22 protein-coding genes and 3 pseudogenes are annotated in these 24,822 nt (G+C 70.1%); 17 read left to right on the top strand and 8 right to left on the bottom strand.

Annotation, left to right across the window (positions count from 1 at the left end):
• The first annotated feature begins 6 nt into the window (after positions 1–6).
• The 8 genes and pseudogenes from ABZ027_RS25540 (at position 7) to ABZ027_RS25505 (ending at position 8,006) form a co-directional block, all read left to right on the top strand.
• Positions 7–996 (top strand): zinc-binding alcohol dehydrogenase family protein, encoded by a 990-nt coding sequence (locus tag ABZ027_RS25540; RefSeq protein ID WP_356772162.1) that lies wholly within the window; start codon positions 7–9, stop codon positions 994–996.
• A 391-nt stretch (positions 997–1,387) separates the two neighbouring features.
• Positions 1,388–2,269, top strand: coding sequence for an alpha/beta hydrolase (locus ABZ027_RS25535; protein ID WP_356772160.1), 882 nt, complete (start codon positions 1,388–1,390; stop codon positions 2,267–2,269).
• A gap of 50 nt (positions 2,270–2,319) precedes the next feature.
• Positions 2,320–4,653 carry a CoA transferase gene (locus ABZ027_RS25530; RefSeq protein WP_356772158.1) on the top strand — a complete coding sequence of 778 codons (2,334 nt, stop codon included), beginning with the start codon at positions 2,320–2,322 and terminating at the stop codon, positions 4,651–4,653.
• Positions 4,650–6,200: an AMP-binding protein gene (locus tag ABZ027_RS25525; protein ID WP_356772156.1), complete on the top strand. Its 1,551-nt coding sequence runs from the start codon at positions 4,650–4,652 to the stop codon at positions 6,198–6,200. The genes ABZ027_RS25530 and ABZ027_RS25525 overlap by 4 nt, the downstream gene beginning before the upstream one ends.
• Positions 6,201–6,267: 67 nt before the next feature.
• Positions 6,268–6,702, top strand: a pseudogene (locus tag ABZ027_RS25520) (SDR family NAD(P)-dependent oxidoreductase); the annotation flags it as partial.
• A 25-nt stretch (positions 6,703–6,727) separates the two neighbouring features.
• A pseudogene (locus ABZ027_RS25515) lies at positions 6,728–6,850 on the top strand (hypothetical protein); the annotation flags it as partial.
• 63 nt (positions 6,851–6,913) lie between these two features.
• Entirely contained in the window at positions 6,914–7,096 is a 183-nt protein-coding gene (locus ABZ027_RS25510; RefSeq protein ID WP_356772269.1) for a hypothetical protein, read from the top strand.
• A 169-nt stretch (positions 7,097–7,265) separates the two neighbouring features.
• Positions 7,266–8,006 (top strand): class I SAM-dependent methyltransferase, encoded by a 741-nt coding sequence (locus ABZ027_RS25505; RefSeq protein ID WP_356772154.1) that lies wholly within the window; start codon positions 7,266–7,268, stop codon positions 8,004–8,006.
• Between the two features lie 347 nt (positions 8,007–8,353).
• Here ABZ027_RS25505 and ABZ027_RS25500 read toward each other — a convergent pair whose 3' ends face one another.
• Positions 8,354–9,598 (bottom strand): NADH:flavin oxidoreductase/NADH oxidase family protein, encoded by a 1,245-nt coding sequence (locus ABZ027_RS25500; protein ID WP_356772152.1) that lies wholly within the window; start codon positions 9,596–9,598, stop codon positions 8,354–8,356.
• A gap of 269 nt (positions 9,599–9,867) precedes the next feature.
• On the opposite strand from ABZ027_RS25500, the pseudogene ABZ027_RS25495 reads away from it, so the two are divergent.
• Positions 9,868–10,041: pseudogene (locus tag ABZ027_RS25495) on the top strand (TetR/AcrR family transcriptional regulator); the annotation flags it as partial.
• Positions 10,042–10,129: 88 nt separating this feature from the next.
• Here the strand turns inward: ABZ027_RS25495 and ABZ027_RS25490 are convergent.
• A complete protein-coding gene (locus ABZ027_RS25490) occupies positions 10,130–10,999 on the bottom strand; it encodes an alpha/beta hydrolase (RefSeq protein WP_356772150.1) in 870 nt (289 codons plus the stop codon).
• 594 nt (positions 11,000–11,593) lie between these two features.
• Here ABZ027_RS25490 and ABZ027_RS25485 point away from each other — a divergent pair.
• Positions 11,594–12,250 carry a TetR/AcrR family transcriptional regulator gene (locus ABZ027_RS25485; protein WP_356772148.1) on the top strand — a complete coding sequence of 219 codons (657 nt, stop codon included), beginning with the start codon at positions 11,594–11,596 and terminating at the stop codon, positions 12,248–12,250.
• 29 nt (positions 12,251–12,279) lie between these two features.
• On the opposite strand, the gene ABZ027_RS25480 is transcribed toward ABZ027_RS25485, so the two are convergent.
• The gene (locus tag ABZ027_RS25480; RefSeq protein ID WP_356772146.1) at positions 12,280–13,293 is read right to left on the bottom strand and encodes an NADP-dependent oxidoreductase; all 1,014 of its coding nucleotides are present in this window, start codon (positions 13,291–13,293) and stop codon (positions 12,280–12,282) included.
• Between the two features lie 157 nt (positions 13,294–13,450).
• Here ABZ027_RS25480 and ABZ027_RS25475 point away from each other — a divergent pair, with 157 nt between their 5' ends.
• Positions 13,451–13,960, top strand: coding sequence for a helix-turn-helix domain-containing protein (locus ABZ027_RS25475; protein ID WP_356772144.1), 510 nt, complete (start codon positions 13,451–13,453; stop codon positions 13,958–13,960).
• A gap of 375 nt (positions 13,961–14,335) precedes the next feature.
• Here ABZ027_RS25475 and ABZ027_RS25470 read toward each other — a convergent pair whose 3' ends face one another.
• The 4 genes from ABZ027_RS25470 to ABZ027_RS25455 all read right to left on the bottom strand — a co-directional run bounded on the left by ABZ027_RS25470 (position 14,336) and on the right by ABZ027_RS25455 (position 17,520).
• Positions 14,336–15,532 (bottom strand): SfnB family sulfur acquisition oxidoreductase, encoded by a 1,197-nt coding sequence (locus ABZ027_RS25470; RefSeq protein WP_356772142.1) that lies wholly within the window; start codon positions 15,530–15,532, stop codon positions 14,336–14,338.
• A complete protein-coding gene (gene ssuE, locus ABZ027_RS25465; RefSeq protein ID WP_356772140.1) occupies positions 15,529–16,086 on the bottom strand; it encodes an NADPH-dependent FMN reductase in 558 nt (185 codons plus the stop codon). The genes ABZ027_RS25470 and ssuE overlap by 4 nt, the downstream gene beginning before the upstream one ends.
• 41 nt (positions 16,087–16,127) lie before the next feature.
• Positions 16,128–17,264, bottom strand: a complete 1,137-nt coding sequence (sfnG, locus tag ABZ027_RS25460) for a dimethylsulfone monooxygenase SfnG (RefSeq protein WP_356772138.1) — start codon at positions 17,262–17,264, stop codon at positions 16,128–16,130.
• A gap of 175 nt (positions 17,265–17,439) precedes the next feature.
• Entirely contained in the window at positions 17,440–17,520 is an 81-nt protein-coding gene (locus ABZ027_RS25455) for a putative leader peptide (RefSeq protein WP_351225063.1), read from the bottom strand.
• A 137-nt stretch (positions 17,521–17,657) separates the two neighbouring features.
• Here ABZ027_RS25455 and ABZ027_RS25450 point away from each other — a divergent pair, with 137 nt between their 5' ends.
• Positions 17,658–18,584, top strand: coding sequence for a LysR family transcriptional regulator (locus ABZ027_RS25450; RefSeq protein WP_356772136.1), 927 nt, complete (start codon positions 17,658–17,660; stop codon positions 18,582–18,584).
• Between the two features lie 16 nt (positions 18,585–18,600).
• Complete coding sequence (locus tag ABZ027_RS25445; RefSeq protein ID WP_356772263.1) at positions 18,601–18,783, top strand: AAA family ATPase; 183 nt, start codon at positions 18,601–18,603, stop codon at positions 18,781–18,783.
• A gap of 624 nt (positions 18,784–19,407) precedes the next feature.
• Here the strand turns inward: ABZ027_RS25445 and ABZ027_RS25440 are convergent.
• Complete coding sequence (locus tag ABZ027_RS25440) at positions 19,408–20,379, bottom strand: TauD/TfdA family dioxygenase (protein ID WP_356772134.1); 972 nt, start codon at positions 20,377–20,379, stop codon at positions 19,408–19,410.
• A 378-nt stretch (positions 20,380–20,757) separates the two neighbouring features.
• Between ABZ027_RS25440 and ABZ027_RS25435 the strand changes: the two genes are divergently transcribed.
• The 4 genes from ABZ027_RS25435 to ABZ027_RS25420 all read left to right on the top strand — a co-directional run bounded on the left by ABZ027_RS25435 (position 20,758) and on the right by ABZ027_RS25420 (position 24,818).
• On the top strand, positions 20,758–21,987 hold the full coding sequence (locus ABZ027_RS25435; RefSeq protein WP_356772132.1) for an ROK family transcriptional regulator: 1,230 nt from the start codon (positions 20,758–20,760) through the stop codon (positions 21,985–21,987).
• Between the two features lie 61 nt (positions 21,988–22,048).
• On the top strand, positions 22,049–22,132 hold the full coding sequence (locus ABZ027_RS25430) for a putative leader peptide (protein ID WP_356772261.1): 84 nt from the start codon (positions 22,049–22,051) through the stop codon (positions 22,130–22,132).
• Positions 22,133–22,281: 149 nt separating this feature from the next.
• Entirely contained in the window at positions 22,282–23,871 is a 1,590-nt protein-coding gene (locus ABZ027_RS25425; protein ID WP_356772130.1) for an ABC transporter substrate-binding protein, read from the top strand.
• 2 nt (positions 23,872–23,873) lie between these two features.
• On the top strand, positions 23,874–24,818 hold the full coding sequence (locus ABZ027_RS25420) for an ABC transporter permease (protein ID WP_356772128.1): 945 nt from the start codon (positions 23,874–23,876) through the stop codon (positions 24,816–24,818).
• Positions 24,819–24,822: the final 4 nt, after the last annotated feature.

The following is a 24,822-nucleotide window of genomic DNA, read 5'->3' as shown; positions in this document are numbered from 1 at the left end:
AAGGCTGTGAGTGAGGCAGTGAAGGACACTGCGAGTGGGGCTTTTCGGGGCGGGACGTCACGTGCCCTGGTCCTTGAGGAGTTCGGCACGCTGCCCAGGCTGGTGGAGCGACCGGTGCCGGTACGAGAGCCCGGACAGACCCTCGTACGGATCCAGGCGGCGCAGGTGGGCCACCTCGATCTCAACGTCGTGGACGGCAAGTTCGGCATCCTGCCCGATCTGCCCTCGGTGCCCGGCACCAACGCGTGCGGCGTCGTCCTGGCCTCTGACCAGCACGCCGAGGGCAGCCTCGTGAGGATCAACGGCCAGGGACTCGGGCTGCGCCGGGACGGCGGCTGGGCGGACCACGCGGTGGTGCCCGACGCCGCCGCGCTTGCCGTACCCGAGGGTACGGACCCGGCGCTGGCGTGCAGTTTCTTCTCGCCGGCCGGCACCGCCTGGGCCGCCGTGCACACCGTCGCCGCGATCCGGCCCGGGGAACGGGTCCTGGTGACCGGCGCGGCGGGTGCGGTCGGCGCGCTGACCGTGCAGGTCGCCGCGCGGGCAGGGGCCGAGGTCATCGGCGTGGTCGGCCGTCCGGCCAAACTGGACCATGTCCCGGCGCCCGCGAAGCCCGTCCTGGCGTCCGAGTTGTCGCCGGAGGCGGTCGGCGGCCCGGTCGACGCGATCGTCGACACGGTCGGCGGACCGGTGCTGCGGGATGCCCTCGGACTCGTCCGGCCGCGCGGACGTGTGGCGCTGGTCGGCTACACCGCGGGGCGCGAATTCACCGTGGACCTCGCGGACTTCCTGCTCGCGGACGTGTCCCTGCTGCCCGTCAACCTCATGTCGAGGGGCCGGGAGGTCGCCGCGGACACCGAACGCATGCTGACCGAACTCGCCTCGGGCGAGCTGACGCTGCCGATCGAACGTTACGGCCTCGATGAACTGGCCGAGGCCGCGGACCGGTTGCGCACCGGGGAGGCGATCGGGAAGGTGGCGCTGGATCTGACCTGACAGGGTCTGCGCCAGAACGACGGCTGTCCTGGCGGTGGTTCAGCCCAGGACGACGGCTGTCCTGGCGGTGGTTCAGCCCAGGACGACGACGGCATGGCCCCGGCAGCGGACAACGCCGGGGCCTTCGCCGTCAAGGGGCGCCCCGGCAGGAGCGCGGGGCACGACATCACGCGCCCCGCCGTGCGGGCACGATCCGCCACCCCGGACGTGCGGCGCCTCGGACCGTGCCGGTCACCACCATCCGGTCATCACCAGCCGGTCGCCAGGATGGGCCGGCGCCCGGTTCTGCCACGCGACTTCCCGCACCCACCCCCGCCCCGGCCCGCGAACCCGGCCCGCTCAGCGGACCGTTCCGCTTGGGCGGGCCCGTGCCACCGGACAGCATGCGGGGATGGACCTCATGGACATTCAGCCGCCTCCGCCGGGTGCCTACGCGGATGCGGACGGCGTCACGTACCACTACGTCGAGATGGGCGAGGGAAGCCCCACCGTCTTTCTGCACGGAGGCGGCCCGGGGTGCACCGGCTGGTCGGACTTCGGGCAGGTGGCGCCGCTGTTCGCCGCCGACCGCCGCTGTCTCCTCGTCGACATCCTGCAGTACGGCAAGTCGGCCAAGCCCGTCATCAAGGGCCCGATGTGGGACTACCACGCGGCCAAGACCGTGGCGCTGCTCGACACCCTGGGTGTGGAGCGCGCCGACTTCGTCTGCAACTCGTGGGGCGGCACCATCGCCCTCAACCTGGCCGCCAAGTATCCGCAGCGGGTGCGGTCCCTGGTCATCACGGGCAGCATGCCGGTCTTCTACGGACCTCTCGCCCCGCTTCCCGAAGGCGCGCGGCGCGGGCGCAACGCCCGGGACGTGTACTACGGCGGTGACGGCCCCACGCCGGAGAAGATGCGCGAGCTGATGGCCCGCCTGGAGTGGTACGACGCGGACGCCGTCCCCGACGGCACGGTGCAACTGCGCCACGCACAGAGCCTGGACCCGGAGGAGATGGCGCTCGCCGCCGCCTCCGACAACCCGCGCGGCGACTGGCAGGACCTCACCGAAGAGCTTGGGCGGATCGAGGCACCGACGCTCTTCATGTGGGGCATGTACGACGCGTTCCTCACCCCGGACTACCCGCTGATGCTGGCCCGTATGGTTCCCCACGGGAACCTTCACGTGATGAGCCGGACGTCCCATCACCTCCAGGAGGAGCGCCCGCACGACTACTGCACGGTCGTCTCCGGTTTCCTGAACCAGCGGCACGACGACCAGCGGCGTGGCTGACAGCCAACCGACCACGAACCGACTCTGAACCACTCCCGGCGGAGGAAAACGTGAGCGAACCGGCTCTGCGAGTCGTCGAACTGTCCAGCCCGTTCACCCGCTTCGCGGGCAGGCTCCTGGTGGGTCTGGGCCACGAGGTGGTGCTGGTCGAGCCCCCGGAGGGAGACCCCGCCCGGCACGAACACGACGGCGCCGCCTTCGCCCACTGGCACGCCGGGAAGCGTTCGGTGACGCTCGACCTGGCCACGCGCGAGGGCTCGGCCGGTCTGCGCCGGCTGCTGGAGGGTGCGGACGCACTCCTGGACGGCACTGCGGCAGACCCTGCCGACGGTGCCGGGCCGACCGCCGCGGATCTCGGTCACCTCGTGCACGTACGGGTCACTCCGTTCGGACTCGTCGGCCCGCGCAGTGGCTGGCAGGGCACCGATCTGGTGGTGGCCGCGCTCGGCGGGATGCTGGCGCAGGTGGGCGACCCGGACGGCCCGCCGCTGCGGCTGCCGGAGAACCAGGCGGAGCATCTCGCGGGCGTCAACGCGGCGATCGCCGTGCTGCTCGGACTGCGCGCTCGCCGCCACGGTCCGGGGCAGCTCGTCGACGTCTCCGCGCAGGCGTGCGTGGCCGCCGCACTGGAGGCGGGCACCCTCGCCTACCTGCACGAGGACCGGGTGCCGCCCCGTCCGGGCCGGGTGCATCCGTTGGTGCCGCACGGCCTGTTCCGGGCGGCGGACGGCCACCTGGGCGGTGGGCTCGGTGGCAGTCCCCGGATGTGGGACGCGCTGCTGGCCTGGCTGTGCGAGGAAGGTGCCGAGGCCGATCTGGCGGAACCGCGCTGGCAGGACCCCGTCGAGCGCAAGAAGTACCAGGAGCATGTGTTCAAGGTCGTCCAGGACTTCGTGGGCTCCTGGCCGAAGGCCGACTTCGCCGAACGGGCCCAGGCCAGGAAACTGCCCTGGGCCGCGGTGGACCTCCCGCGGGAGCTGCCGGACAACCCGCAACTGGCCGCACGAGGGTTCTTCACCCAGGTCGAGGGTCGGACCGATCTCGGCTTTCCGTTCGCGTTCCCCGAGGGCCGCCGGATCACCGAGTTGACGGTACCGGTGGCCGGGGAGGCCCAGGCTCTGCTCGACGAGCGGCGCTCGGTCCCCGCGTCCGCCCCCGATCCCGACGCGGCCACCGCCGTCCGCCCCGCGCTGGACGGCGTACGCGTCCTCGATCTGACCTGGGTGCTCGCGGGCCCGTACTGCACCAAGGTCCTCGCGGACCATGGCGCCGACGTGGTCAAGATCGAGTCGGCCGGCCGCCCCGACCCCACCCGTTTCGCGCCCTTCATGCACCTGTCGCGCGGTCCGCACACGGACCCGGACACCAACGGCTACTTCAACGAGGTCAACCGCAACAAGCGCAGCGCCACGCTCGACACGAGGTCCCCGGAGGGCATCGCGGTTCTGCGCGAACTCATCGCGTCCTGCGACGTGTTGGTGGAGAACTTCAGCTCCACTGTCATGAAGAAGCTCGGCCTCGGCTACGAGACGCTGCGGGAGATCAACCCGGGCATCGTGTACGTGAGCATGTCGGGCATGGGCCACACCGGGCCGCGCAACGGCTGGGTGTCGTACGCGGACACCGTCTCGGCGAGCGGCGGCCTGACCGGTCTTACGGGCTGGGGAGCGGACGACGTGGTGGGCGTGATCTACGGTCACGGCGACATCGTCGCGGGCCTCCAGGCGGCGCTCGCCACCGTCGCGGCGCTGGAGTACCGCGACGCGACCGGGCGCGGCCAGCACATCGACCTGTCCCAACTGGAGGCGCTCGCCGCCCACATGGGCACCAGCCTGCTCACGGCGTCGGACCCGGTCGGCAACGCCCACCCGAGCTGGAGCCCGCACGGCGTTTACCGCTGCCTGGGCGCGGACCGCTGGCTGGCCGTCAGCGTGCGCTCAGGGGTCGAGTGGACGGCGGTGTGCGAGGTCATCGGCCGCCCCGAACTCGCCGTCGACGGGCGCACCCGCACGGCCGAGGGTCGCAGACGCGAGCAGGCGCTGGTCGACGAGGCGATCGGCGCATGGGCGCGCACCATGCCGGCCGACGCCGCCGCGGAGCTGCTCCAGGAGCGCGGCGTACCGGCCGGGGCGGTGCAGGACGGGCGGGATCTGGTGGAACAGGACCCTCAGCTGCGGGCACGCGGGTTCTACGTCCGCCGGGAACACCCGACCGCGGGCGCCTTCCTCCACGAGGGCGTACCGATCCGCCTCACCCGCACGCCCGGCGGCATCCGCAAGGCCGCGCCGCTGCTCGGTGCGGACACGGACACGGTGTTGCGGGAGTGGGCCGGCATTCCGGAGGAGCGGCTGGGCCGGCTGCGCGGCGCGGGAGTGCTGGAGTGAACGACGCGCCCACCCCGGGCCCCGCCGTACCGGCCCCGACCATCCCGGAGCTGCTCGACGCCGCCGCATGCGAGCACGGCGACCGTGTACTCCTGCGGGTGGGCGGCACGGAGCGCACCTACCGGCAGGCGCGGCAGGCGGCGGCGACCATGGCGGGAGCCCTGGCCGCACACGGGTGCCGCCCGGGGGACCGCGTCGCGGCCCTGCTCTCCAACCGGATCGAATTCGTCGATCTGATGCTCGGCTGCGCCTGGCTCGGCGCTGTCCTGGTACCGCTCAACACCGGTCTGCGCGCCCGGGGGCTGCGGGAGGTCCTGCGGGAGGCGGACCCGTCGTTCCTGCTGGCCGAGGCCGAGGCGGTGGACCGGGTCGCCGAGGCGGGTTACCGGGGGACGCTCTGGACCGTGGGTGCGAACGGCGTTCCGGCGCCGGGCCGGGCCGAGGCGCTGCCGCCCGCTCCGGTGCGCCCCGAGGACACCTCCTCGATCCTGTTCACCTCGGGCACCACCGGACGGCCCCAGGGCGTGCGCTGCCCCCATGCGCAGTTCGCCTGGTGGGGCCGCAATGTCGCGGACTCCCTCCGCCTCACCCGCGACGACGTCCTCTACACCTGTCTCCCCCTGTTCCACACCAACGCCCTCAACGCGCTGGCGCACGCCATGGTGGTGGGCGCCACCTATGTGCTGGACGAGCGTTTCTCCGCGTCCAGGTACTGGGCGCGGGTGGCGGCGGCCGACGCCACCGTCGTCTACCTGCTCGGGGCGATGGTGCCGATGCTCCTGGCGCAGCCGCCGGGCCCCCAGGACCGCGCGCACAAGGCCTGGCGCGGCCTCTCCCCCGCCACCCCGGGGCCCGTCTGGCAGCCCTTCCGCGAGCGTTACGGCGTCACGCTGATCGACGGATTCGGCTCGACGGAGACGAACCTCGTCATCGGCTCCACGCCGGACGAACAGCGGCCCGGCTCCATGGGAACCGTGCGGGCGGGCTTCTCCGCGCGGGTGGTCGACGAACACCTCACCCCCGTGCCGGACGGCACACCCGGCGAGCTGATCGTCCGCACCGACCTGCCGTACGCCTTCTCCACCGGCCATCTGGGACAACCGGGGCCGCCCCCCGACTCCTGGCGCCGGACCGGCGACCGCGTGATCCGCGAGCGCGACGGCGGGTACCGCTTCGTCGACCGCATCAAGGACGTCATCCGACGCCGCGGCGAGAACATCTCCTCGTGCGAGGTGGAGTCGGCGGTGTGTGCGCACCCGGCCGTCGCCGAGGCCGCGGCCTTCCCGGTGGCCTCGGAACTGGCCGAGGACGAGGTCATGGTGACCCTGGTCGCATCACCGGGCCGTGCTCTGGGCCCCGACGACCTCGACGACCTCATCCGCCACTGCGTCCGCGAGCTGCCCGCTTTCGCCGTACCCCGGTACATCGACGTCGTCCCCGAACTGCCTCTCACCGAGACGGGCAAGATCCGCAAGGGGGTCCTGCGTGCGCGGGGCATCACCGCCGCCACGTGGGACCGCTCCGCGGGCGACGCCCGATCTCGGTGACCGGGAATCGTGTCGGAGGCATCCGGCTGGTGCTGGGCTCGGTACTCATGCCGCCTGACTGGCAATCGTGAAGTCGTCCTCCTGCTTGAGCTCGAAGAGGACCGCGTGCCGCTCCGCTCCTCGGGACCTTCGACGACCTCCCAGCGCACGAGTTCGGCGGGTCGAGTCTCCAGAAGGTTCGGTAGCTCTGGTGACCGGTGACAACCGTGGCATCGGCAGGGCATTCGCAGACGAGCTCCTCGACCGCGGTGCAACCGAGGTGTACGCGGCTGTCCGCGATGTCGCCGCCATCACGGACCCGCGGCTCACGCCCGTCGCGCTGGACGTCACGGACCCGGCAGCTGTCGCCGCGGCTGCTGCCGAGTTCGCCGATGTCGCGATCGTCGTGAACAACGCCGGCATCGCCAGCAGCAACCTCGCCCTCTCCGCGTCGCTCGACGTGGCGCGCAGCGAGCTGGAGGTGAACTACTTCGGGCTCATCTCCATGACGCAGGCGTTCGCCCCGGTCGTGGCGGCCAACGGCGGCGGTGCCTTCGTCAACATGCTCTCGGTCGTCTCGTGGGCGGCGTACGTACCCCGTTGCCGCAACGTACGGCGCGTCGAAGGCAGCCGCATGGAGCTACACCAACGCCGCCAGGCAGCAGCTCAAGACGCAGGGGACCGAAGTCGTCGCCGTCCACGTCGGGCCGGTCGACACCGACATGCAGGTCGGCATGGACGTCGCCAAGACCCCTCCGGCCGACGTGGCCCGCAGCGCCCTGGACGCGCTCGAGGCAGGTCGGTCCGAGGCCATCATCGATGAGATCAGTCGCAACGTGAAGTCCACGCTGCACGACGACCTGGCCCTGCTGTACCCGGCCATCGAGGCGCAGTTCGCCGCGCAACTGGCCGGCTGACCCATGCATTCCCGGCAGCGGCAACTCCTCGAGCGGGAACAGGCGCTCGCGCCCGTCCTCGCCGGTGACTCGCACTACGGTGATCCGCCGTCCTCGGGAACCTCCACCATCAGTGGCCGCTGCCCTAAACGTGTTGACCGCCCCCGGCAGGCAGTGCTGAAGTCGGCACGTGGACAGCATCCCCGCCAACCGGCGGCTCTGGAACCGGATCAGCAGCGCCTACCAGCACAAGCACGACCCGCAAATCGGCGCCACACCCCGGCTGTGGGGCATGTACTCCATCCCCGACGCGCACCTGCGCGCCCTGGGTGACGTCACCGGCAAGCGCGTCCTCGAACTTGGCTGCGGCGCCGGCCAGTGGTCCAGGGCGCTCGCCGCCGAGGGCGCCACGGTGGTCGGGCTCGACCTGTCCGAAGCCCAACTCGCCGCAGCGGCCAGCGCGATGGGAGCGGCCCGCTACCCGCTGGTGCAAGGCGCCGCCGAACAACTCCCCTTCGCCTCCGGCAGCTTCGACCTGGTGTTCTGCGACTTCGGTGGGCTCAGCTGGGCGCCCCCGCACCTGGCCGTCCCGCAGGCCGCACGCGTCTTGGGCCGAGGCGGGCGCCTGGTGTTCAACGTCGCCAGCCCATGGTTCGAAGCGTGCTACGACGAAGCCGCCAGCCGCGTGACCACGACACTGCAGCAGGACTATTTCGGGCTGGACACCATCGCCGAGGGCCACGGCGCGACCAGCTATCAGCTCACCTACGGCGACTGGGTCAGGGTCCTGCGCGGCGCGGGTCTCATCATCGACGACCTCATCGAGCCGCGGCCCGAACTCGGAACACCCAACGGCTACAACGAAACCGACCCACCCGACTGGGCACACCGCTGGCCGGCGGAACTGCTCTGGGTAACCCACAAACCGTAAGGTCCGCCGCGCCGAGACGTGCGGGCATCTGGCCCTCGCCTGTTCAAGCACCCAGCCCGCGTGGCACCAACGTCCCAGGACAGCACACCCAGACCTGCCCGGGCCTGTCGTTCGTCATCTGAGGAGTAGGGCCGGTGGAGGTGGCTTCGACGTGAAAGCCGCGCCGCATGACCATCGGGTTGACGGCCGCCCGGTCGAGTCTGTCGATCGCCTCTTGGCGGCTTTCGCCGAGGCCGCCCGACGGCTCACCCCTCAGCGGCCGGCCTGACCATACGCCGGCGGGACAGCTGATGCCGCCTGCGGCGACCGTGAGATCGCCGCGTGGCCCAGATGAGTCTCAGCGGGCGTCAAGCACCGCGCTTGCGGCGGAAGGATGTTCGGCCGTTGCGCCGCACCATGGAGACCGTGGTGGCCAGACGTCCGCGCCGCAGGTCGGGTTCGAGCCCAGCCCCCAGTCGGTGCAGCTGATCGGCGTGCCAGCTGATGTCGAGGACGCCGTCGAGTGCCTTGAGGTCGGCGACCTTGCCCAATACGCTGCGCATTCCGTAGCGCATCTGGTGTGCGACGACCGCATCGGCCCGCCCCGTGAGGATCACGTCGGCGGCGTCGGGCGTAGTGGCGGTGGGGCGCCCGATACCGACGACGTCGCATTCGCCCTCGGCGACGGCGTCCGCCATCGCGCCACGCGAGCGGAAGCCGCCTGTCACCGCCAGCGGGATGTCGCCCACCAGATCGCGCACTGTGCGGGCGTACTCCAGGAAGTAGGCCTCGCGGGCGCGCGTCGACGCCGCCGAGGCGCCCGACATCGCCGGCGACTCGTAGTTGCCGCCGCTCACTTCGATCAGGTCGAGTCCCTCCCCCGCCAGAGCCGCGACGACTCCGCGCGACTCCGCCTCCGTGAAGCCTCCGCGCTGGAAGTCGGCGGAGTTGAGCTTGACGGAGACGGCGAAGTCCGGTGACACCCGTGCCCGTATGCGACGGACGATCTCGAGGACGAAGCGCATCCGTCGCTCAGCATCGCCGCCCCACTGGTCGTCACGCTGGTTCGACAGCGGGGAGAGGAACTGGTTGACCAGGTAGCCGTGAGCTCCGTGGACCTGGACTCCGGCGAAGCCCGCCGCTTCGCACACTTCGGCCGCGGTCGCGAATCGCTCGATGATGTTCTCGATCTCCGCGGACGTCAGCTCGCGGGGTTTGGTGGCGCCGGGAAGTGCCAGCGGTATCGGGCTGGGCGCGACCGGGGTGTGCCCGAGGGCGAGCAGGTTGGCCTGGCGCCCCGGGTGGTTGAGCTGCACCCAGGTCGGAACGCCGGCGTCCTTGGTTGTCGCCGCCCATCGGGTGAGCATGGCGAGGTCGCGGTCGTCCTCGATGACGACGTTGCCCGGCTCGCCGAGTTGGCCGCGGTCGACCATGACGTTGCCGGTGATGATCAGCCCGTACCCGCCCCTGCTCCAGGTCCGGTAGAGCTGTTCGAGGCGATGGTCCGGGGCGTTGTGCTTGTCGGCGAGCCCTTCGCTCAACGCGGACTTCATGATCCGGTTCGGCAGTACCTGGCCGTTGGGCAGGGTCAGGTGGTCGTGGAAAGAGGTCACGGGGGGAGAATTCCTTCGATCGGGTGGGTACGTGGCACAGGGGTGTGCGGGCACTTGTGAGCTGACAGGCGTCGACTGGCTCGGCTCGGTTCGCGGCCCACGTCGGCTCACCGTCGTCAGACAACGCAGGGGGCGGTACAAAGCCCTCACTTCTCGGCCGAGCCGCGCCACCGCGTTCAGCGCGGGGTTGTGGGTGGCGATTCGCTCGAGGTAGAGCTCGACGAGTTCGTGACTGGAGACCTCTCCTCAGGCCATCAAGTGTGACGTACGGGATCGACGGATCCGGTGTCTCCACGCTCATGTCGGACGCCGGGCTGACCAACGGGGCCTTCTACGCCCCCTTCGAGTCCAAGGACGGCCTCGTCGCGAACGTCCTAGCAGACCAACTGCGCACGCAGGTGGAGCGGTACGGCACGCTGCGGCCCGGCCGTGCGGGGCTCGAGGGCCCCAACAGCATGTGCCGGGGGAGCCTGGGGGACGTCACGACTCAGAGGCAGCGTCCTCGGTTCAAGCAGCAGCCGCACTCCGCGCCTACCGCCTTGCGAGAAACTCGAGAGCCGTGTCCACGAACTGCTGGTGGAACTGGAATATGCCGCCGTGGCCGGCGTCCGGATAGATCACCAACTCACCGTTCGGCACTCGCTGCGCCAGGTCGTACGAGTTCTTCGTCGGCACCATCCGGTCGCTCTCGCCGTTGGCGACGAGCACGGGCTGACGGATGACGGAAAGATCCTGGGGCCGCTCCAGCCCCCAGCGGTGAATGGCCTTGAGCTGGGACCTGTACGCGGAGAGGGAGATCGCCTTGTCCCGGTCCTTGCTGCGCTCCTTCAGGCGGGCCAGGAACTCCTTGCCGGCCCGACGCCCGTTTGCGGTGCGGGTGAAGAAGAGGAACTGCTTCGGGTCCTGCAGGGTGAACAGCGCTTTGACGGTGTCGATGTTGGACAGCCGGGTCACGTTCTTGATGCCCTCGCCACCCGCAGGACCGGTGCCCGTGAGGATCAGCCGGCGGATTAGCTGCGGGTCGGTCTGCGCGACCATCTGGGCGATCATGCCGCCCATCGAGAAGCCGTGGATGTCCACGAGCTCCAGCCCGAGCGCCCGAATGAACGTGACGGCGTCCTGCGCCATCTCCTGGATGGTCTTCGGGGTGGAACCGTTGGTGGCACCGACCCCCCGGTTGTCGAAGGTGATGACCCGGTGCTTCGCCGCGAAACCGTCGACGACGCGGGGGTCCCAGTTGTCGAGGACCCCCGCGAGGTGGTTGAAGAAGACCACCGGCGTGCCGGTCCTGGGACCGAGATCGCGGTAGGCGAACGTCAGCCCGCCTGCGGTCACGGTGCGGTTCGGTGCGAGCTTGTACGACGTCACCACGTCGCCTCGTACACCCTGTGCGTCGTTCATGGTCGCCTCTCAATACGCGGCTGCTGCGACGACTGCGGCTGCAGTCTGCGGGGTCGACGGTCGAGGACCGAGAAGACGAGAACCTTGCGTGGCCGAGTCCCTCGGTAACGCGTCGACAATTGAAGTATGACTGTAATTCTATAGAGGTGCAAGGGTGCGCTGAACACATCGACACCGATGTGGGCCGAGGACTGGCCAGCAGCGGTCGACTCTCCGCCTCCCGAGACAGGAAGTCACCGCCTCGGCGGCTGTGAGCCCGGACGTGGACGCCGTCTCGGTTCGACGACTCCAGCGCATCCGCCTCCACACCAGCGGGCGCCCGCACCTGGGAGACGAGCCAAGATCCGATGGGGCACGTCCGACTGCACACACGCCCACGGACACCTTCAGCAGTCTCGAAAGGGTCACAGCAATCAGACGGCCCGATCCTTGAGGCCAACGGACAGGGGCGGCCTGCAGCACGCCGCAGGCGGGATCATGTGCCACCCATGAACGGCAGACACTCACCCCGCATCATTGAATTACATTCACAATACAATACAGTGAGGGAGCCGGATCAAGGGCGAGCGGTCCTTCCGGCGAGTGAAGGAGCGTGTGATGCGATATGGGAGCGAGCACAAGCAGGCGACCAGGCGGCGGATCATCGAGACAGCCGGTCGCCGGTTCAAGCAACACGGCATCGACGGTTCGGGCATCTCGGCGCTGATGAAGGACGCAGGCCTGACCAACGGCGCCTTCTACACGCACTTCACTTCCAAGGACGACCTCGTCGCCACCGCCGTCGCCGACCAACTGCAGGCACAGAACGCGGACATCGTCGCGCACGCCGCCCCCGGTCGTGCCGGGGTCGAGCAGATCGTGCGTTGGTATCTGTCCCCACAGCATCGAGACAGCCCGGATGACGGTTGCCCCTCCGCCGCCCTGCTCGACGAGATAGGGCGCTGCACGGACCCGATCAAGCAGGCGTACACCGACGGCGCGCTCATGGTCACCGACGGCATCGCCGCCCGCCTCGCACCGGACGATCCGCTGTCGGTCCGCACCAAGACGCTCAGTGCATACGCCATGATGGCCGGGACGCTGCAGCTCTCCCGAGCCCTCGCGGACAGGCAGCTCGCCGATGAGCTCCTCGAGCAGGGCATCCACAACGCATTCGGACTGTTGGGCGTCGACATGAGCACGGGGGCAGTGAACGGACTGAAGTTTCCCCGTGATCTTGGACTCGCCTGTTATGCCGCGAGGGCGTGTTGATGCCGCTGCCTGGACAGGCGGGCTTGGTCTCAGCCGTTCTCGGGCACCATCGAGACCACGACCTTGCCGGCCTTGGTGCGGCCCTGCTCGACGAACGCCATCGCCTCGAGCGTCTGGTCGAAGGGGAAGGTGCTGTCGATGACAGGGCGGAGTTTCCCGCTGTCGTAGAGGGCGCCGAGTTTGCGCAGCTGGGAGCCGTTGGCCTGCATGAAGAAGAACTCGTAGCGCACGCCCAGCGCCTTGGCCCGCTTGCGGATCTTGCGGCTGAGGGTGTTCATGACCAGGCCCAGGACGGAGGGGGCGCCGAGCTGCTTGGCGAAAGCGGCGTCGGGCGGGCCGACGACACTGATGGCCAGGCCGCCGGGCTTCAGCACGGTCAGCGACTTCTCGAGGTTCGCCCCGCCCACGGAGTCCAGCACCAGGTCGTAGCCGGACAGGACCTGTGAGAAGTCTTCCTTGGTGTAGTCGACGACGAGGTCGGCGCCGAGGCTCCTGACCAGGTCCTCGGCCCTGGTGTTCGCGGTCGTCGCCACCGTGGCACCGAGGTGCTTGGCGAGCTGGATGACCGTCGACCCGAGGCCGCCGGCTCCGGCGTGGACGAGCACCTTCTGCCCCGGCTTCACGTGCGCCCGCTCGACGAGGATCTGCCAGGCGGCCAGGGCCACCAGCGGCACTGCGGCTGCCTCCTCCAGGGACAGTGAGGCCGGCTTGGGCGCGACATCCTCCGCGTCGATCGCGATGAACTCCGCGAAGCCCCCCACTCGCAGGTCGCGCGGACGGGCGTAGACCTCGTCACCGACCTCGAAGCCGCGTACGGCGGAGCCGACCTGTGTCACGACACCCGCCACGTCGTGGCCGAGCACAAACGGGCGCTTGTACTTCAGGAGCTGCTTGAACTCCCCGTTGCGGACCATCTTGTCCAGCGGGTTGATGCTGGCGGCGCTCACTCTGACCAGGACGTCACGGTCTCCGACGGTGGGCTCGGGTACGTCTGCGGCGCGGGCGCCGTCCTTGCCGTACTTCTCGACGACGAATGCCTTCATGTCGGCCGCCTTTGCGCGTGGGTGTCTCGGTGTCGGAGTGATTCTTCGGGCGGGTCCCCTGCGCGCCTGTTTCTCGCTGCGCCCGGGTTGATGTGCCGACCATGACGCTACTTGCTGAGTATAGGAAAGTAAACTTAGCTGAGGTTAGGATCCCCCCATGGATGCAACGACCGAAGCTCTGCAGGACGCCGGCGTGGACCCCCGTCTCGACCGGGACACGTCGAACTGCTCGATCGCCCGGACCCTTGAGGTCGTGGGCGAGAAGTGGACGATCCTGATCCTGCGCGAGGTCTGGTACGGCTCGTCCCGTTTCGGTGAGTTCGAACGCGTCCTGGGTTGCCCTCGCAACCTCCTCGCGGCGCGGCTGCGGATGCTCGTGGAGGAAGGGATCCTGGCCACCGAGACCTACAAGGAGCCGGGATCGCGGAGTCGGCCGAAGTACGTGATCACGCCCAAGGGCGTGGATCTGGTCCCGGCCGTGATGGGGCTCCTGCAGTGGGGTGACCGCTACCGCGCCGACCCGGAGGGCCCGGCCATGCTGTCCCGGCACCGTGGATGCGGCGCGCACGTCGACGCCCGGATCCGCTGCGACCGGGGCCACGCCGTACAGCCGGAAGACATCGAGAGCGTCCCCGGCCCGGCCTTTCGTCTCAGGCCCGCCGAGTGAACTGAGCGCGGTGGCGCCAGGAGCTCGTGATGGGCTCAGTCTGCCGAGGTGCGCCGGCCCCGTCTGGCCCGGGCCCGGTGGAGACGGTCTTTGCGCGGTCGCCTCAGCGGGACGTCGAGCACCAGCGGCGGCCCGGGTGCGGGTCCTGAACGCCGCAGGTCGGCGTGAGCGCGCCGACGCGAAGCCCAGGTCTTCGGCGGCGCGGGCGGTCTGGCTCAGGTGGGCGACCGTCGGCGGCCGGTCGCGCCCGGACTCGGTGGCGGGGGTGCCGTGGCCGCCGACGACGGCATGTCGGTTGTCTCCGTTGGTCGGCGGGAACCCGTGGAAGCTGAGGGACAGGCGGGGCTCCGGTCAGAGGGTGTTCCTCGGCGCTCGTCAGAGGAGGCCGTGCCGGGGCGGCCTGGTGCCGTTCAGGACGTAGCGGCCGATGTGCTGGACCTTCCAGCGGGCCGGGTCGTGCAGCGTGTGGGTGCGCGCGTCGCGCCAGTGACGGTGCAGGCCCAGGGAGTCGAGCGCGGAGCGGGTGCCGGCCACCTCGAAGAGGGCGCTGCCTACCTCCACGGCGGCCTCTGCCGCCGTCACCTTGGCCGCGGCCACCGCGATCGAGGCCTCGGCGACCGAGTGGTCGGTCAGGTCGGCGCGGGCGGCGTCCACGGACCTCGCCGCGGCGGTGAGCAGCGCGTCGGCGGCTCGTACCCGGATCGCCAGTTCGCCGAACCGCTGGATCAGCAGCGGGTCCTCGGCTGCGGTCTCGTGTCCCTCGTCGACACTCTCGAACCAGGGGCGGCTCTTCGTGCGAACGAACTCCACCGCCTCGGTCAGCGCTCCGGAGGCGAGTCCGGCGTCGATGGCCGCGTGCAGCAACTGGGCGACGGCTCCATGGAGTTGCGGGCCGTGGAAGGTGAGGTGGTGCGGCACGACCCGGTCGGCCGGGACGGGCACCGACTCCAGGCGGACGGTTCCGCTGGCGGTGGTGCGCTGTCCCATGCCGTCCCAGTCGTCGACGACGGTGAGGCCGGGTGCGTCCCGCGGGACGTACGCCACGTGCAGGGTGTCGTCCTCGGTGCGGGCAAGAACAGGGATCCAGTGGGCGAACAGCGCGCCGGTGGAGTAGTTCTTGACGCCGTCGAGGACGTACGACCCGTCCGGGCGCAGTGTGAGCCGCGTGCGGATGTCCTGGACGTGCTGGGTGCCCGCCTCGGACTGGGCGTTGCCGAACCGCTTGCCCCGCAGCACCTCTCCCAGGAAGAACTCCTGTTGTTCGCGCGTACCCTGTTTGCGCAGCACGTTGACGTACACGAAGTGGCTCTGCGGGATCTGGGCGAGGCTGGCGTCGGCGGCGGCGAGCAGCCGGAAGATCTCGGCGAGCGTGTCCGCACCGACGTCCGCGCCGCCGAACTCGGCGGGCACGGTCACCGCGAGCAGCCCGGAGGCGGACAGCCGCTCCAGCTCCGCGCGGGGGAGCCTGCGCCGAGCGTCCCGCTCGGCGGCGCCCTTGCGGAAGCCGGCGGCCAGCTCGGCGGCGACGGCAAGAGCCTCGGCGTCATCCGCGACGACGTGCGCGACGCTCATCCGGCGGCCGCCAGCAGCGTCGTACGGCCGCCCAGCGCTGCCGAGAACTGATCCGTGACCTGTGCCAGAGCGTCGGCAGAGCCCGGCGCGACAGTCAGCGTGCCGTCCTCGCCCACCGTGATGTCCTTGTCCAGCGTGAACCAACCCTGCGTGATGTGCGCAGCGCCCATGGAGGCAAGGACCGGACGCAGTGCGTAGTCGATGGCCAGCACGTGGGCGACGCTGCCCCCGGTGGCCAGAGGGAGGACGGTCTTGCCCGCGAGGGCGTACTGCGGCAGCAGGTCGAGCAGGGACTTCATCAGACCGGAGTAGGCGGCCTTGTAGACGGGGGTACCGATCACCACCCCGTCCGCCTGCTCGAACAGGGCGGTGGCGCGGACGATCGCCGGGTGGGCGAAGTCGGCCCCGAGCAGCGCCTCGGCGGGGAGCGTACGCACGTCCAGCGGGATCACCTGGTGACCCTGCGCGAGGAGCCGCTCGTCCAGGTGGCGCAGCAGCCGAGCGGTACGTGAGGCGGCGGAGGGGCTCCCGGAGACGGACAGGACGGTGGCCATGGGAGGGCCTTTCGGTTCGTCGTTTCGTGTGCGGGCGGCGGTCAGGCGTGGGAGGTGACGGGCTCGGCCCGGGCTTCCTGTGCCTCCAGTTCGCGCACCAGGGGCAGCACCCGCTTGCCGAAGTACTCGACCTCCTCCAGGTAGTGCAGGAAGCCGAGGAGGAAGAGGTCGACGCCGAGCCGCTTGTAGGCGACGATCCGCTCGGCGATCTGCTCGGGAGTGCCGATCAGCCCCGTACGGAAGCCGTCGTTGTACTGGACGAGGTCCTCGAAACTGGAGTCCTGCCACATGCCCTTGCCGTCGCCGGTGGACGGGCCGGCCTGCTGGACGGCGTCGCGGAAACCGTGGACGGCCTGGGTGTCGGCGTGGGCGACGATCTCGCGGAGCGTCTCGTGGGCCTCCGCCTCGGTGTCGCGGGCGATGAGGAAGCCGTTGAGGCCGAACTTCGGCGGCGTGCGGCCTGCTTGGGCTGCGGAGGCCCGGACGTCGTTGATCTGCTCGGTGACGCCGTCGAAGTCCTTGCCGTTGCTGAAGTACCAGTCGGAGACGCGGCCCGCCATGGCTCGGGCGGCGGTGGAGTTGCCGCCCTGGAAGATCTCCGGGTGTGGACGCTCTGGGGTGTTGAGCGGCTTGGGCTTGAGGGAGAAGTCACGCAACCGGTAGAAGTCACCGGCGAGTTCGGCGTGGTCCTCGGTCCAGATCTTTCGGAGGGCGCGGATGAACTCCTCCGAGCGCCGGTAGCGTTCGTCGTGCTCCAGCCAGGGCTCGCCCAGCGCGGTGAACTCGCCCTTGAACCAGCCACTGACGACGTTGACGGCGAAGCGGCCGTGCGACAGGTGATCAGCGGTGGCGCCGAGTTTGGCGAGCACACCCGGGTGCCACAGGCCGGGGTGCACGGCGGCGATGACCTTGAGCCGCTGCGTGGCGAGCAGCAGGGCGAGGCTGAAACTGGTCGACTCGTGCTGGTACTCGGCGCCGTAGCTGGCCATGTAGCGGACCTGGCTGAGGGCGTAGTCGAAGCCGTTGTTCTCGGCGAGGACGGCGAGTTCGCGGTTGTAGTCGTAGCCCCAGTCGGTGCGCTGCTCGATGGTGCTGGTGACCAGGCCGCCACTGACGTTGGGGACCCAGTAGGCGAAGCGGACGGGATCGGATCCACGGGACACGGGGGACTCGGACATGGAGACTCCTGGGCAGAAGAATGCTGCGCGGGCAGGACGAATGAGTTCCGCTGAATTCAGGCGCGCTGGAGCGGCGTTTCCGGGAAATCCCTCGTCACGACGGACAGGGGCCGGGAACGGATTCACGGAAAGAAGTCACAGAGGGAGCGAGTGGGAGGGTTTCCCTCGGGTGCGCTCAGACCCGACAGCGACAGAAGGCGCTGGAGACACGCGCAAGGTCGACGTGGCGTCGCCGCGTGAGGTCCTGTCGCTTCATGCCACCGATCGAACCAGGGAGGAGTCCGGCCGGTCAAGAATGCCCGGAGGTGATTCCACATGCTGAGAGTCGGTATTCACGAGGTTGTGACAGGGATTCCCTTGAGCCGGTCCCCGGGAGGGCGCAGTCTCCTGTTCGTGCGCATCGAACAGCTCGAATACATCACTGCCGTCACACGGCTCGGCTCGCTGCGGCGCGCCGCCGAGGAGTTGCATCTGTCCCAGCCGGCGCTCAGCGAGACCGTACGCAATCTGGAGCGCGAGCTCGGCGTCGACCTGTTGGAGCGCAAGCGGTCCGGGGCGAAGATGAGCGACGAGGGACGGGAGTTGCTGCCGCACATCATGAGCGTGCTGGACGCGGTGGACCGGCTGCGCGGCGCTGCCGGCGACCAGCACCGCATCAGCCGCATGGTCCGGCTCGGCACGGTGAACACGGCCACTGTGCCGCTGGTCATCCCGACCGTGCGCGAGTTCCAGGCCTCGCATCCGGTCACGCAGGTGGAGTTGGTCGGCGCGCAGCAGGCCGACATCCACCGCGGGCTGCTGGAGGGTGCGTTCGATCTGGGATTGGTGAACTACCTCCGGGGTGACGACCTGCCGCCCGGCTTCGAGACGACGGAGCTGCTCTGCGGCCGGCCGGTGGTGTGCGTGCGTCCGGACAGTCCGTTGGCGGCCCTGGACGCGGTGGACGCGGACAGCCTCCTGACCGAGCCGCTGGTCGTGATGCGGTCCGGCTATGTCATGCACCGTTTCGTGCACCGGCTGCTCCGGGGCCGGGCACCGTCCTTCTCGTATTCCACGGACGGCGCGGAGATGGGCAAGCTGATGGTCGCCGAGGGCCTGGGGGCCACGGTGCTGCCGGACTTCAGCGTCGTCGGCGACCCTCTGGAACGACGGGGCGCGATCACCATGCGGCCGCTCGCGGGCGATGCGACCGACGTGCTGCTGGTCCTGCAGCGCCGCCATTCCGGCTCCGTTCCGCGGGCGGTCCGCGACCTGCACGAGCTCTTCGTGCGCAACGCCCAGGCGTACGGCGCCTCTTGGCGACGGCCGACGGAGGGATGATCCTGTGCTCATCGTCATGGGCGGCCTGCCCGGCGCCGGCAAGACCACGCTCGCCCGTCTCCTGGCGGCCCGGATCGGTGCGGTCCGTCTGCGGGTCGACACCATCGAGCAGGCGATCGTCCGTTCCGGGCCGGCCCGGCACCCGGCCCGAAGGACGCGCCATCCGGTATCTCCAGGTCGAGCCCGGCCACCGCCGTGAAGCCGTCCTCGTACGTCTTGCGCAGGCCCTCGACCCGCAGCGCGGGCGGACTCCCGCCGCTTCGGGAAGTGGAAGCGGCGGAAGGGAGCGGGAACCAGGCGATGATCGTGTCCGCCACCTGTTCGGGTGTGCCGACGAACTCGAAGTGACCGCGGCCGCCCCCGAGCCGGGAGATGACCTGCCGGACCGTCAGCCGCTCACGCACCGCGAGATCGATGATCAGGTCGGAACGGCTCCGCGAGCCCTCCAGCTTCGGCCTCGCCAGGATGAACTTTGGCAGCGGCTGGTCGAGTTCGAAGTCCGACGGCTCGGTCTTGAACACCGCGGCCAGCTGACGCAGCCCGTACTCCGGGACGCGCAGCTTCGTCGAACTGCCGGGCAAGCGCCCGGGCTTCCTCCTCGGTGGAGCCGCTGTGCGGGACGACAGATCGATGTGGCGCCGCCGAGTGAGGTCCACGCGCGGGTTCACAAGACGGGAGTTCAGCAGAGGCCCGCCACGTCGGTCAATAAACCGCCGGACAGGTCTTGCATTGCAGACACGCCGCGAGGGGCACGCACGCTGGGCAGGGCTGATCGCCCGTTCCAGGTGCGTGCCCCTCGCGGGGGATCCGTTCGAAGCGCGTTTCAGGCCTGGGCGACCGCCCCGTCGGTGGATGCTCCGGAGGCGACCCCGTACACCGGCTCCGGTACGGACTCGGGGGTGAGCAGCACCGAGCGGCCGCCGTCGACGCCCACCGGTACGGTCCCGTCGATGGTGACGCGGCGCAGGGTTCGCTCGTGGTCGTCGGAGTCGTCCACGCCGTAGTGCTGGGTGGCGCGGTTGTCCCAGAGGGCGACGTCTCCCACGCGCCACTGCCAGCGGACGGTGTTCTCCGGACGTTCGATGTGCGACTGGAAGACGTTGATGAGGGCACGTGAGTCATTGCCGCGCAGACCGGCGAGCCGCTGCACGAAGTTGCCGAGCAGCAGGACCCGTTCGCCGGTCTCCGGGTGGACGCGCACCACGGGGTGCTCGGTCTCGAACTTGGTCGAGGTGAACACCTTCCGGAACCGGCTCTGTTCGGTCGACGGTGCGTCGGGGCGTACGGCGGCATAGTCGTAGTCGTTGGTGTGGACGGCTTGCAGGTTCTCGGCCAACAGCTTGAGGGCGTCGGGGAGTTCGGCGTAGGCGGCGGCGGTGTTGGCCCACAGGGTGTTGCCGCCGTAGGACGGGACGACCTCGGCGCGCAGGATGGAGAAGGCTGGGTAGGCGGGCACGAAGGTGACGTCGGTGTGCCACTGGTTGGCGCGGCCGCCGTGGTCGTTGTCGACGGCGAAGGCGTACTTGCCGTCGGCGGCGGGCACGGTGGGGTGGGCGACGGGCTCGCCGAGCAGACGGCCGAACGCCTCGTGGCTGTCGGCGTCGAGGTGGTGCTGGTCGCGGAAGAAGACGACCTTGTGTTCCAGGGCCGCGGCGCGGATCGCGGCGACGGTGGGCTCGTCGAGGTCGCCGCCGAGGCGGACACCGGTGATCAGGGCGCCGATCCGGCCGCCGATCTTCTCGACGGTGAGGGTGGTGTTCTCCGGGGCGGGCGCGGCGGTTGCGGTGGACGTCATGAGGGGGCCCCTTCGGCGGTGGCTGTTGGTTGCTTGTTAATTGCTGTCGGAGAGGAAGGAATTTCTCGCTGAGGAAAACCCGGCCGAACCCCGGCGGCAGGAGAGTGGGGGGATGCCGCCGTCAGCGGCAGGGACACGCGGCCGGGGCGGGGTACCACCCCAGGCCGGCCGGGAGCCGGGGAACGAGAGGATGCCGCGCGGTCATGTCCACGAGCTTGGGCACACACCGTCGGGCCGGTCAAGGCTCCCCGGGACCGCTTCACGAGGCTGCAACACACCGGTCACAGCCGCCGTGGCCCTGGCCACTACCGGTCGCCAAAGCACCTTGCCGCACGGCATGTTGGATCCGCCCATCAGCGCACAGCAGGAAGGACCGCGATGTCGACCACCACTCCCCCGGGTACACGCACGTCCGGTGACGGTCGCCGTGACGCCAACGCCGCGTCGGTGCTGCGAGCCGTGCTCGACCACGGTCCGGTCGCCCGCAGCGGTATCGCCCGGCTGTCCGGGCTGAGCCCGGCGGCCGTCTCCCGGCAGTGCACCGACCTGACCCGCCTCGGCCTGGTGCGGGAGGTGCCGCACCTGGTCGCGGCGAGCGGGGTGGGCAGGCCGCAGATCCCGATCGACCTCGACACCGAGGAGACCGGGCCTCTCGTCGCGGGGGTGCACATCGGGGTCCCGCGGACGGCCTTCGGGCTGACGGACCTGCGCGGCACCCTCCTGGTCCGGCGCGACTTCCGGTACGACGGTGTACCGGCCGCCGAGCTTGCGGACCACATCGGCCGGGGGCTGACCGCGTTCATCGCGGAGCACACGCCGGCCGGCCGCAGGGTCGTCGGGGTGGGCGCCGCCATCGGCGGCTGGGTGGACCCGACGACGGCGACCGTCGTGCGGCATGACGCGCTCGGCTGGCACCAGCGGCCCCTCGGAGCGGAGCTGCGGCGGCACACCGGACTGCCCGTCCGTGTCGACAACCACGCCCGCGCCGTCGCCCGGTCCGAGCTGCTGTTCGGACGGCCCGCGGCCCGGCGCTCCCTGCTCCACCTGTTCGTCGGCAACGTGGTGGACGCCGCTCTCTCGGTCGCAGGCGTGGTGCACAGCGGACCGGGCTCGGGCGCCGGAGACGTGGCGCATCTGCCGGTTCCGGACAGCTCCACGCCGTGCCCGTGCGGCCGTACCGGCTGCCTGGAGGCGACGGTGTCCGACACGGTGCTCACCCGGCGCGCCGTGGAGCTCGGCATCGTCCCCGAGCCGCTCATCGGCCTGGTCGTCGATGCCGCGGCGGCCGGTGACCGGCGTGCCGACGCGCTGCTGCGGGAGCGGGCGAACGCGGTCGGCCGGGCGACGGCGCTGCTCCTCGACGTCCTCAACCCCGACCTGGTGGTGATCACCGAACAGTCGAGCCTGCTGCACTCCGCGTACCTGGACGAGATCCGGGCGGCGGCGATCGACCGTTCACACGTCTGCGACGACCCCGAGCGCATCCAGGTCCCACATGCTGGACCGGCTGTCCTTCTCGTGGCGGCCGCCACGATCGTCCTGAACCCCCTGTTCAGCAGCCCGCTGCAAGCTTTCGGCAATACGGCCGCAATGCTCCCGACAGACTGACAATTTCCCTGCGCCAGGCCGCTGTTGACCCTCGTGGACAACCGCTGTCATTCTGCTCCGCATGACCCCGGACCTGCGCCTCGCATCCCGCCGGCACGTCGACCTCCGTCGACAGGCCAGCGCGATCTGTGCTGTCTGTTGTTGATTCACCGCTGAATTCCCGGCCCCCTTCTTCTGCCCGAGTTCCCCTCGTCGGCCGTTTTTCATCCGCAGTGCCGCTCGAGCAGCGGCTGTCTGCGCGTTCTCACGCGGACCATTACTTCCTTCCGCAGCGAAAAGAACAGGTCTTCCACCATGCCCATCCCCCCACCCCTGCCTCCGGACCTCCCCTCCCGGCGCGCAGCGCTGCGCGCCGCCGGTACCGGCGCCCTGCTGCTCGGAGCGAGCGGTGTGCTGGCGGGTTGCCGCTCGGCCGTCTCCGCGGACGAGAAGGCATCGGCCGGGCCCCGGCGCGGCGGCAGCCTCACCATCGCGATCAATCAGGACGTCACGCCCGCCCTGCTCTTCACGCAGAGCGGCGAGTCGCTGCACAACCGGCTGATCTACAACACGCTCACCCGCTACGACGACCAGCTCAAACCCCGGCCGGAGCTGGCCACTTCCTGGCAGTACGCCGCCGACGGCAAGAGCATCACGCTCAAGCTTCGTGACGACGTGACCTACCACGACGGTCGCGCCTTCACCGCGGACGACGTCATCTTCGCCGTGCGGAACCTCCTGAAGCCGGAGCGCTCGGCCCAACTCGCCTCCACCGCCAAGACGGTGACCGGCTTCGAGAAGCGCGGCGACCACGAGCTCGTGCTCAAACTCGCGCACCCGGTGAGCAATCTCTTCGATCTCTTCGAATTCATGATCATCACCGACCGGCACACCGTCGACCAGGCTGTGAAGGGCACGAAGCTCAACGGCACGGGCCCGTTCAAGTTCGTCAAGTGGAGCCCGGGGGCGGGCCTGAGTTTGACCCGCAACGACAAGTACTGGCTCCCCGACCGCCCTTACCTCGACAAGGTCGAACTGCGCGTCTACACCCAGCCCGACGCCCTGCTCTCCGCCCTCCGCTCCGGCCAGGCGCAGCTGTCGTACCAGGTGCCGGGTAAGCAACTGGCCACACTCAAGGGCAACTCGGCCTTCGACATCAAGGAGTACGACACCGGCAGCGGCGCCGTGTACGTCGGCGCCTCCGTCACCACGGCGCCGGCAAACAACAAGGACTTCCGGCAGGCCGTCGCGTGGGCGGTGGACCGCGACCGGATCGTCTCCCAGGCCCTCGGCGGCTATGGCCTCCCCTCCGCCGCGCCCTGGCCCAAGTCCTCACCCGCCTACAGCGAGGCCAACCGCACCCACTACACGCACGACCCGGCCACGGCGCGCGAACTGCTGAAGTCCTCCGGCTTCTCGACGAGGCAGACCGTGCCGCTGGGGCATCCGACCACGCCGCTGCACGTCGCCATAGCCGAGATCGTGCAGTACGACCTCAAGCAGATCGGCATCAGGACGGAACTTGAGCCCTCCGACCCGGCCGCGTTCCAGAAGAAGCTGATTTCCGGCACGATGCCGACGCTGTGGATCAACAGCCACAGCTTCTCGCAGGTGCACCCCGCGACGCTGGCCGTCAGCGCGTACCCCTTCAACCAGGCCAGGAACACCTCGCACTTCAGCTCCCCGGAGTACACGGAGGCCGTCCAGGCGGCCTGGCGTCGCAAGGACGCCGACGGGGCCGGGGCGAACGCCCTCTACCAGAAGGTCTCCGACCTGCTGCTCGACGAGGCGTTCATCATCGACCTCGCCGTCCTGGACTCGGTGCAGGTCGCGGCCAGCAAGCTGCACGGACCCGACCTCACCCCGTTCAGCTATCTCAACCTCGACCACGCCTACCTGGACTGATCATGCGCGGCTACCTCGTCAAGAAGATCCCGTCCGCACTCCTGGTCCTGCTGCTCGCCTCCTTCCTGATCTTCGGCATCCTGCGCCTGGTCCCCGGCGACGCGGCCGAGACCCTCGCCGGGCCCGACGCCACGACGGCGACGGTCGAGGCGATCCGTCACCAACTCGGCTTGGACCAACCCCTGTTCACCCAGTACGCCAGTTGGATCGGCGACCTGGTTCGCGGTGACCTCGGGCCGTCGTACGCCATCGGCGGCCAGGTCGCCGACCTCATCGGCAGCGGCCTCGGCGCGACCGCCGAACTCACCGTCGGCGCCCTGTTCTTCACCGTCGTCATCGGCCTCGCCCTGGGCGTGCTCGGGGCCACCTCACGGCGCCGCGCCGTCCAGACGGTCGTACGAGCGCTCACCACCGCCGCCCTTGCAGTGCCGCCGTTCGTGACCGGCGTGATCCTCGTGCTGGTCTTCGCGGTGGGACTGGGCGTGCTGCCGTCCGGAGGCCGGATCGGGCTCCTCGAAGCACCCGACCTGGAACTGCAGTACCTGCTGCTGCCCTCGCTGTGCCTGGCCCTGCCCAGCGCGGCCGTGCTCGGCCGCTACCTCAAGGACGGCCTGGAACGCGCCCTCGCCGAGGACTACATCCGCACCGCCACCGCGTCCGGCGTCCCCGCGCGCAGGCTGTTGTGGCGGCACGCGCTCCCGGGCGCCCTGCCGCCCGTCGTCACGCTGCTCGGCATGCAGACCGGCCAACTCCTCGGCGGCGCCGTCCTGGTGGAGGCGATCTTCGCCTGGCCGGGCCTCGGCCAGCTCGCCGAACAGGCACTCAACCGTCGCGACTACCCCGTCGTACAGGATCTGCTGCTGCTCCTCGTGTCGGTCTTCGTCCTGGTGCAACTGCTGACGGACGTCCTGTACGCCCTGCTCGACCCGCGCATCCGGTGGGAGTGACCGC

This window comes from Streptomyces sp. NPDC006332 (assembly GCF_040612855.1).
Taxonomy (GTDB): Bacteria; Actinomycetota; Actinomycetes; order Streptomycetales; family Streptomycetaceae; genus Streptomyces.
The sequence above is the reverse complement of the archived record's forward strand: the minus strand, read 5'-3'. Positions and strand labels throughout refer to the sequence as shown.

What these genes read in the sequence shown, in the direction of transcription:
- ABZ027_RS25440 (WP_356772134.1), bottom strand. Translation starts at nt 20,379, where the DNA reads ATGACGTCCACCGCAACCGCCGCGCCCGCCCCGGAGAACACCACCCTC.
- ABZ027_RS25480 (WP_356772146.1), bottom strand. Translation starts at nt 13,293, where the DNA reads ATGAAGGCATTCGTCGTCGAGAAGTACGGCAAGGACGGCGCCCGCGCC.
- ABZ027_RS25475 (WP_356772144.1), top strand. Translation starts at nt 13,451, where the DNA reads ATGGATGCAACGACCGAAGCTCTGCAGGACGCCGGCGTGGACCCCCGT.
- ssuE (WP_356772140.1), bottom strand. Translation starts at nt 16,086, where the DNA reads ATGGCCACCGTCCTGTCCGTCTCCGGGAGCCCCTCCGCCGCCTCACGT.
- ABZ027_RS25435 (WP_356772132.1), top strand. Translation starts at nt 20,758, where the DNA reads ATGTCGACCACCACTCCCCCGGGTACACGCACGTCCGGTGACGGTCGC.
- ABZ027_RS25425 (WP_356772130.1), top strand. Translation starts at nt 22,282, where the DNA reads ATGCCCATCCCCCCACCCCTGCCTCCGGACCTCCCCTCCCGGCGCGCA.
- ABZ027_RS25535 (WP_356772160.1), top strand. Translation starts at nt 1,388, where the DNA reads ATGGACCTCATGGACATTCAGCCGCCTCCGCCGGGTGCCTACGCGGAT.
- ABZ027_RS25470 (WP_356772142.1), bottom strand. Translation starts at nt 15,532, where the DNA reads ATGAGCGTCGCGCACGTCGTCGCGGATGACGCCGAGGCTCTTGCCGTC.
- ABZ027_RS25510 (WP_356772269.1), top strand. Translation starts at nt 6,914, where the DNA reads ATGGACGTCGCCAAGACCCCTCCGGCCGACGTGGCCCGCAGCGCCCTG.
- ABZ027_RS25445 (WP_356772263.1), top strand. Translation starts at nt 18,601, where the DNA reads ATGGGCGGCCTGCCCGGCGCCGGCAAGACCACGCTCGCCCGTCTCCTG.
- ABZ027_RS25490 (WP_356772150.1), bottom strand. Translation starts at nt 10,999, where the DNA reads ATGAACGACGCACAGGGTGTACGAGGCGACGTGGTGACGTCGTACAAG.
- sfnG (WP_356772138.1), bottom strand. Translation starts at nt 17,264, where the DNA reads ATGTCCGAGTCCCCCGTGTCCCGTGGATCCGATCCCGTCCGCTTCGCC.
- ABZ027_RS25455 (WP_351225063.1), bottom strand. Translation starts at nt 17,520, where the DNA reads ATGAAGCGACAGGACCTCACGCGGCGACGCCACGTCGACCTTGCGCGT.
- ABZ027_RS25420 (WP_356772128.1), top strand. Translation starts at nt 23,874, where the DNA reads ATGCGCGGCTACCTCGTCAAGAAGATCCCGTCCGCACTCCTGGTCCTG.
- ABZ027_RS25430 (WP_356772261.1), top strand. Translation starts at nt 22,049, where the DNA reads ATGACCCCGGACCTGCGCCTCGCATCCCGCCGGCACGTCGACCTCCGT.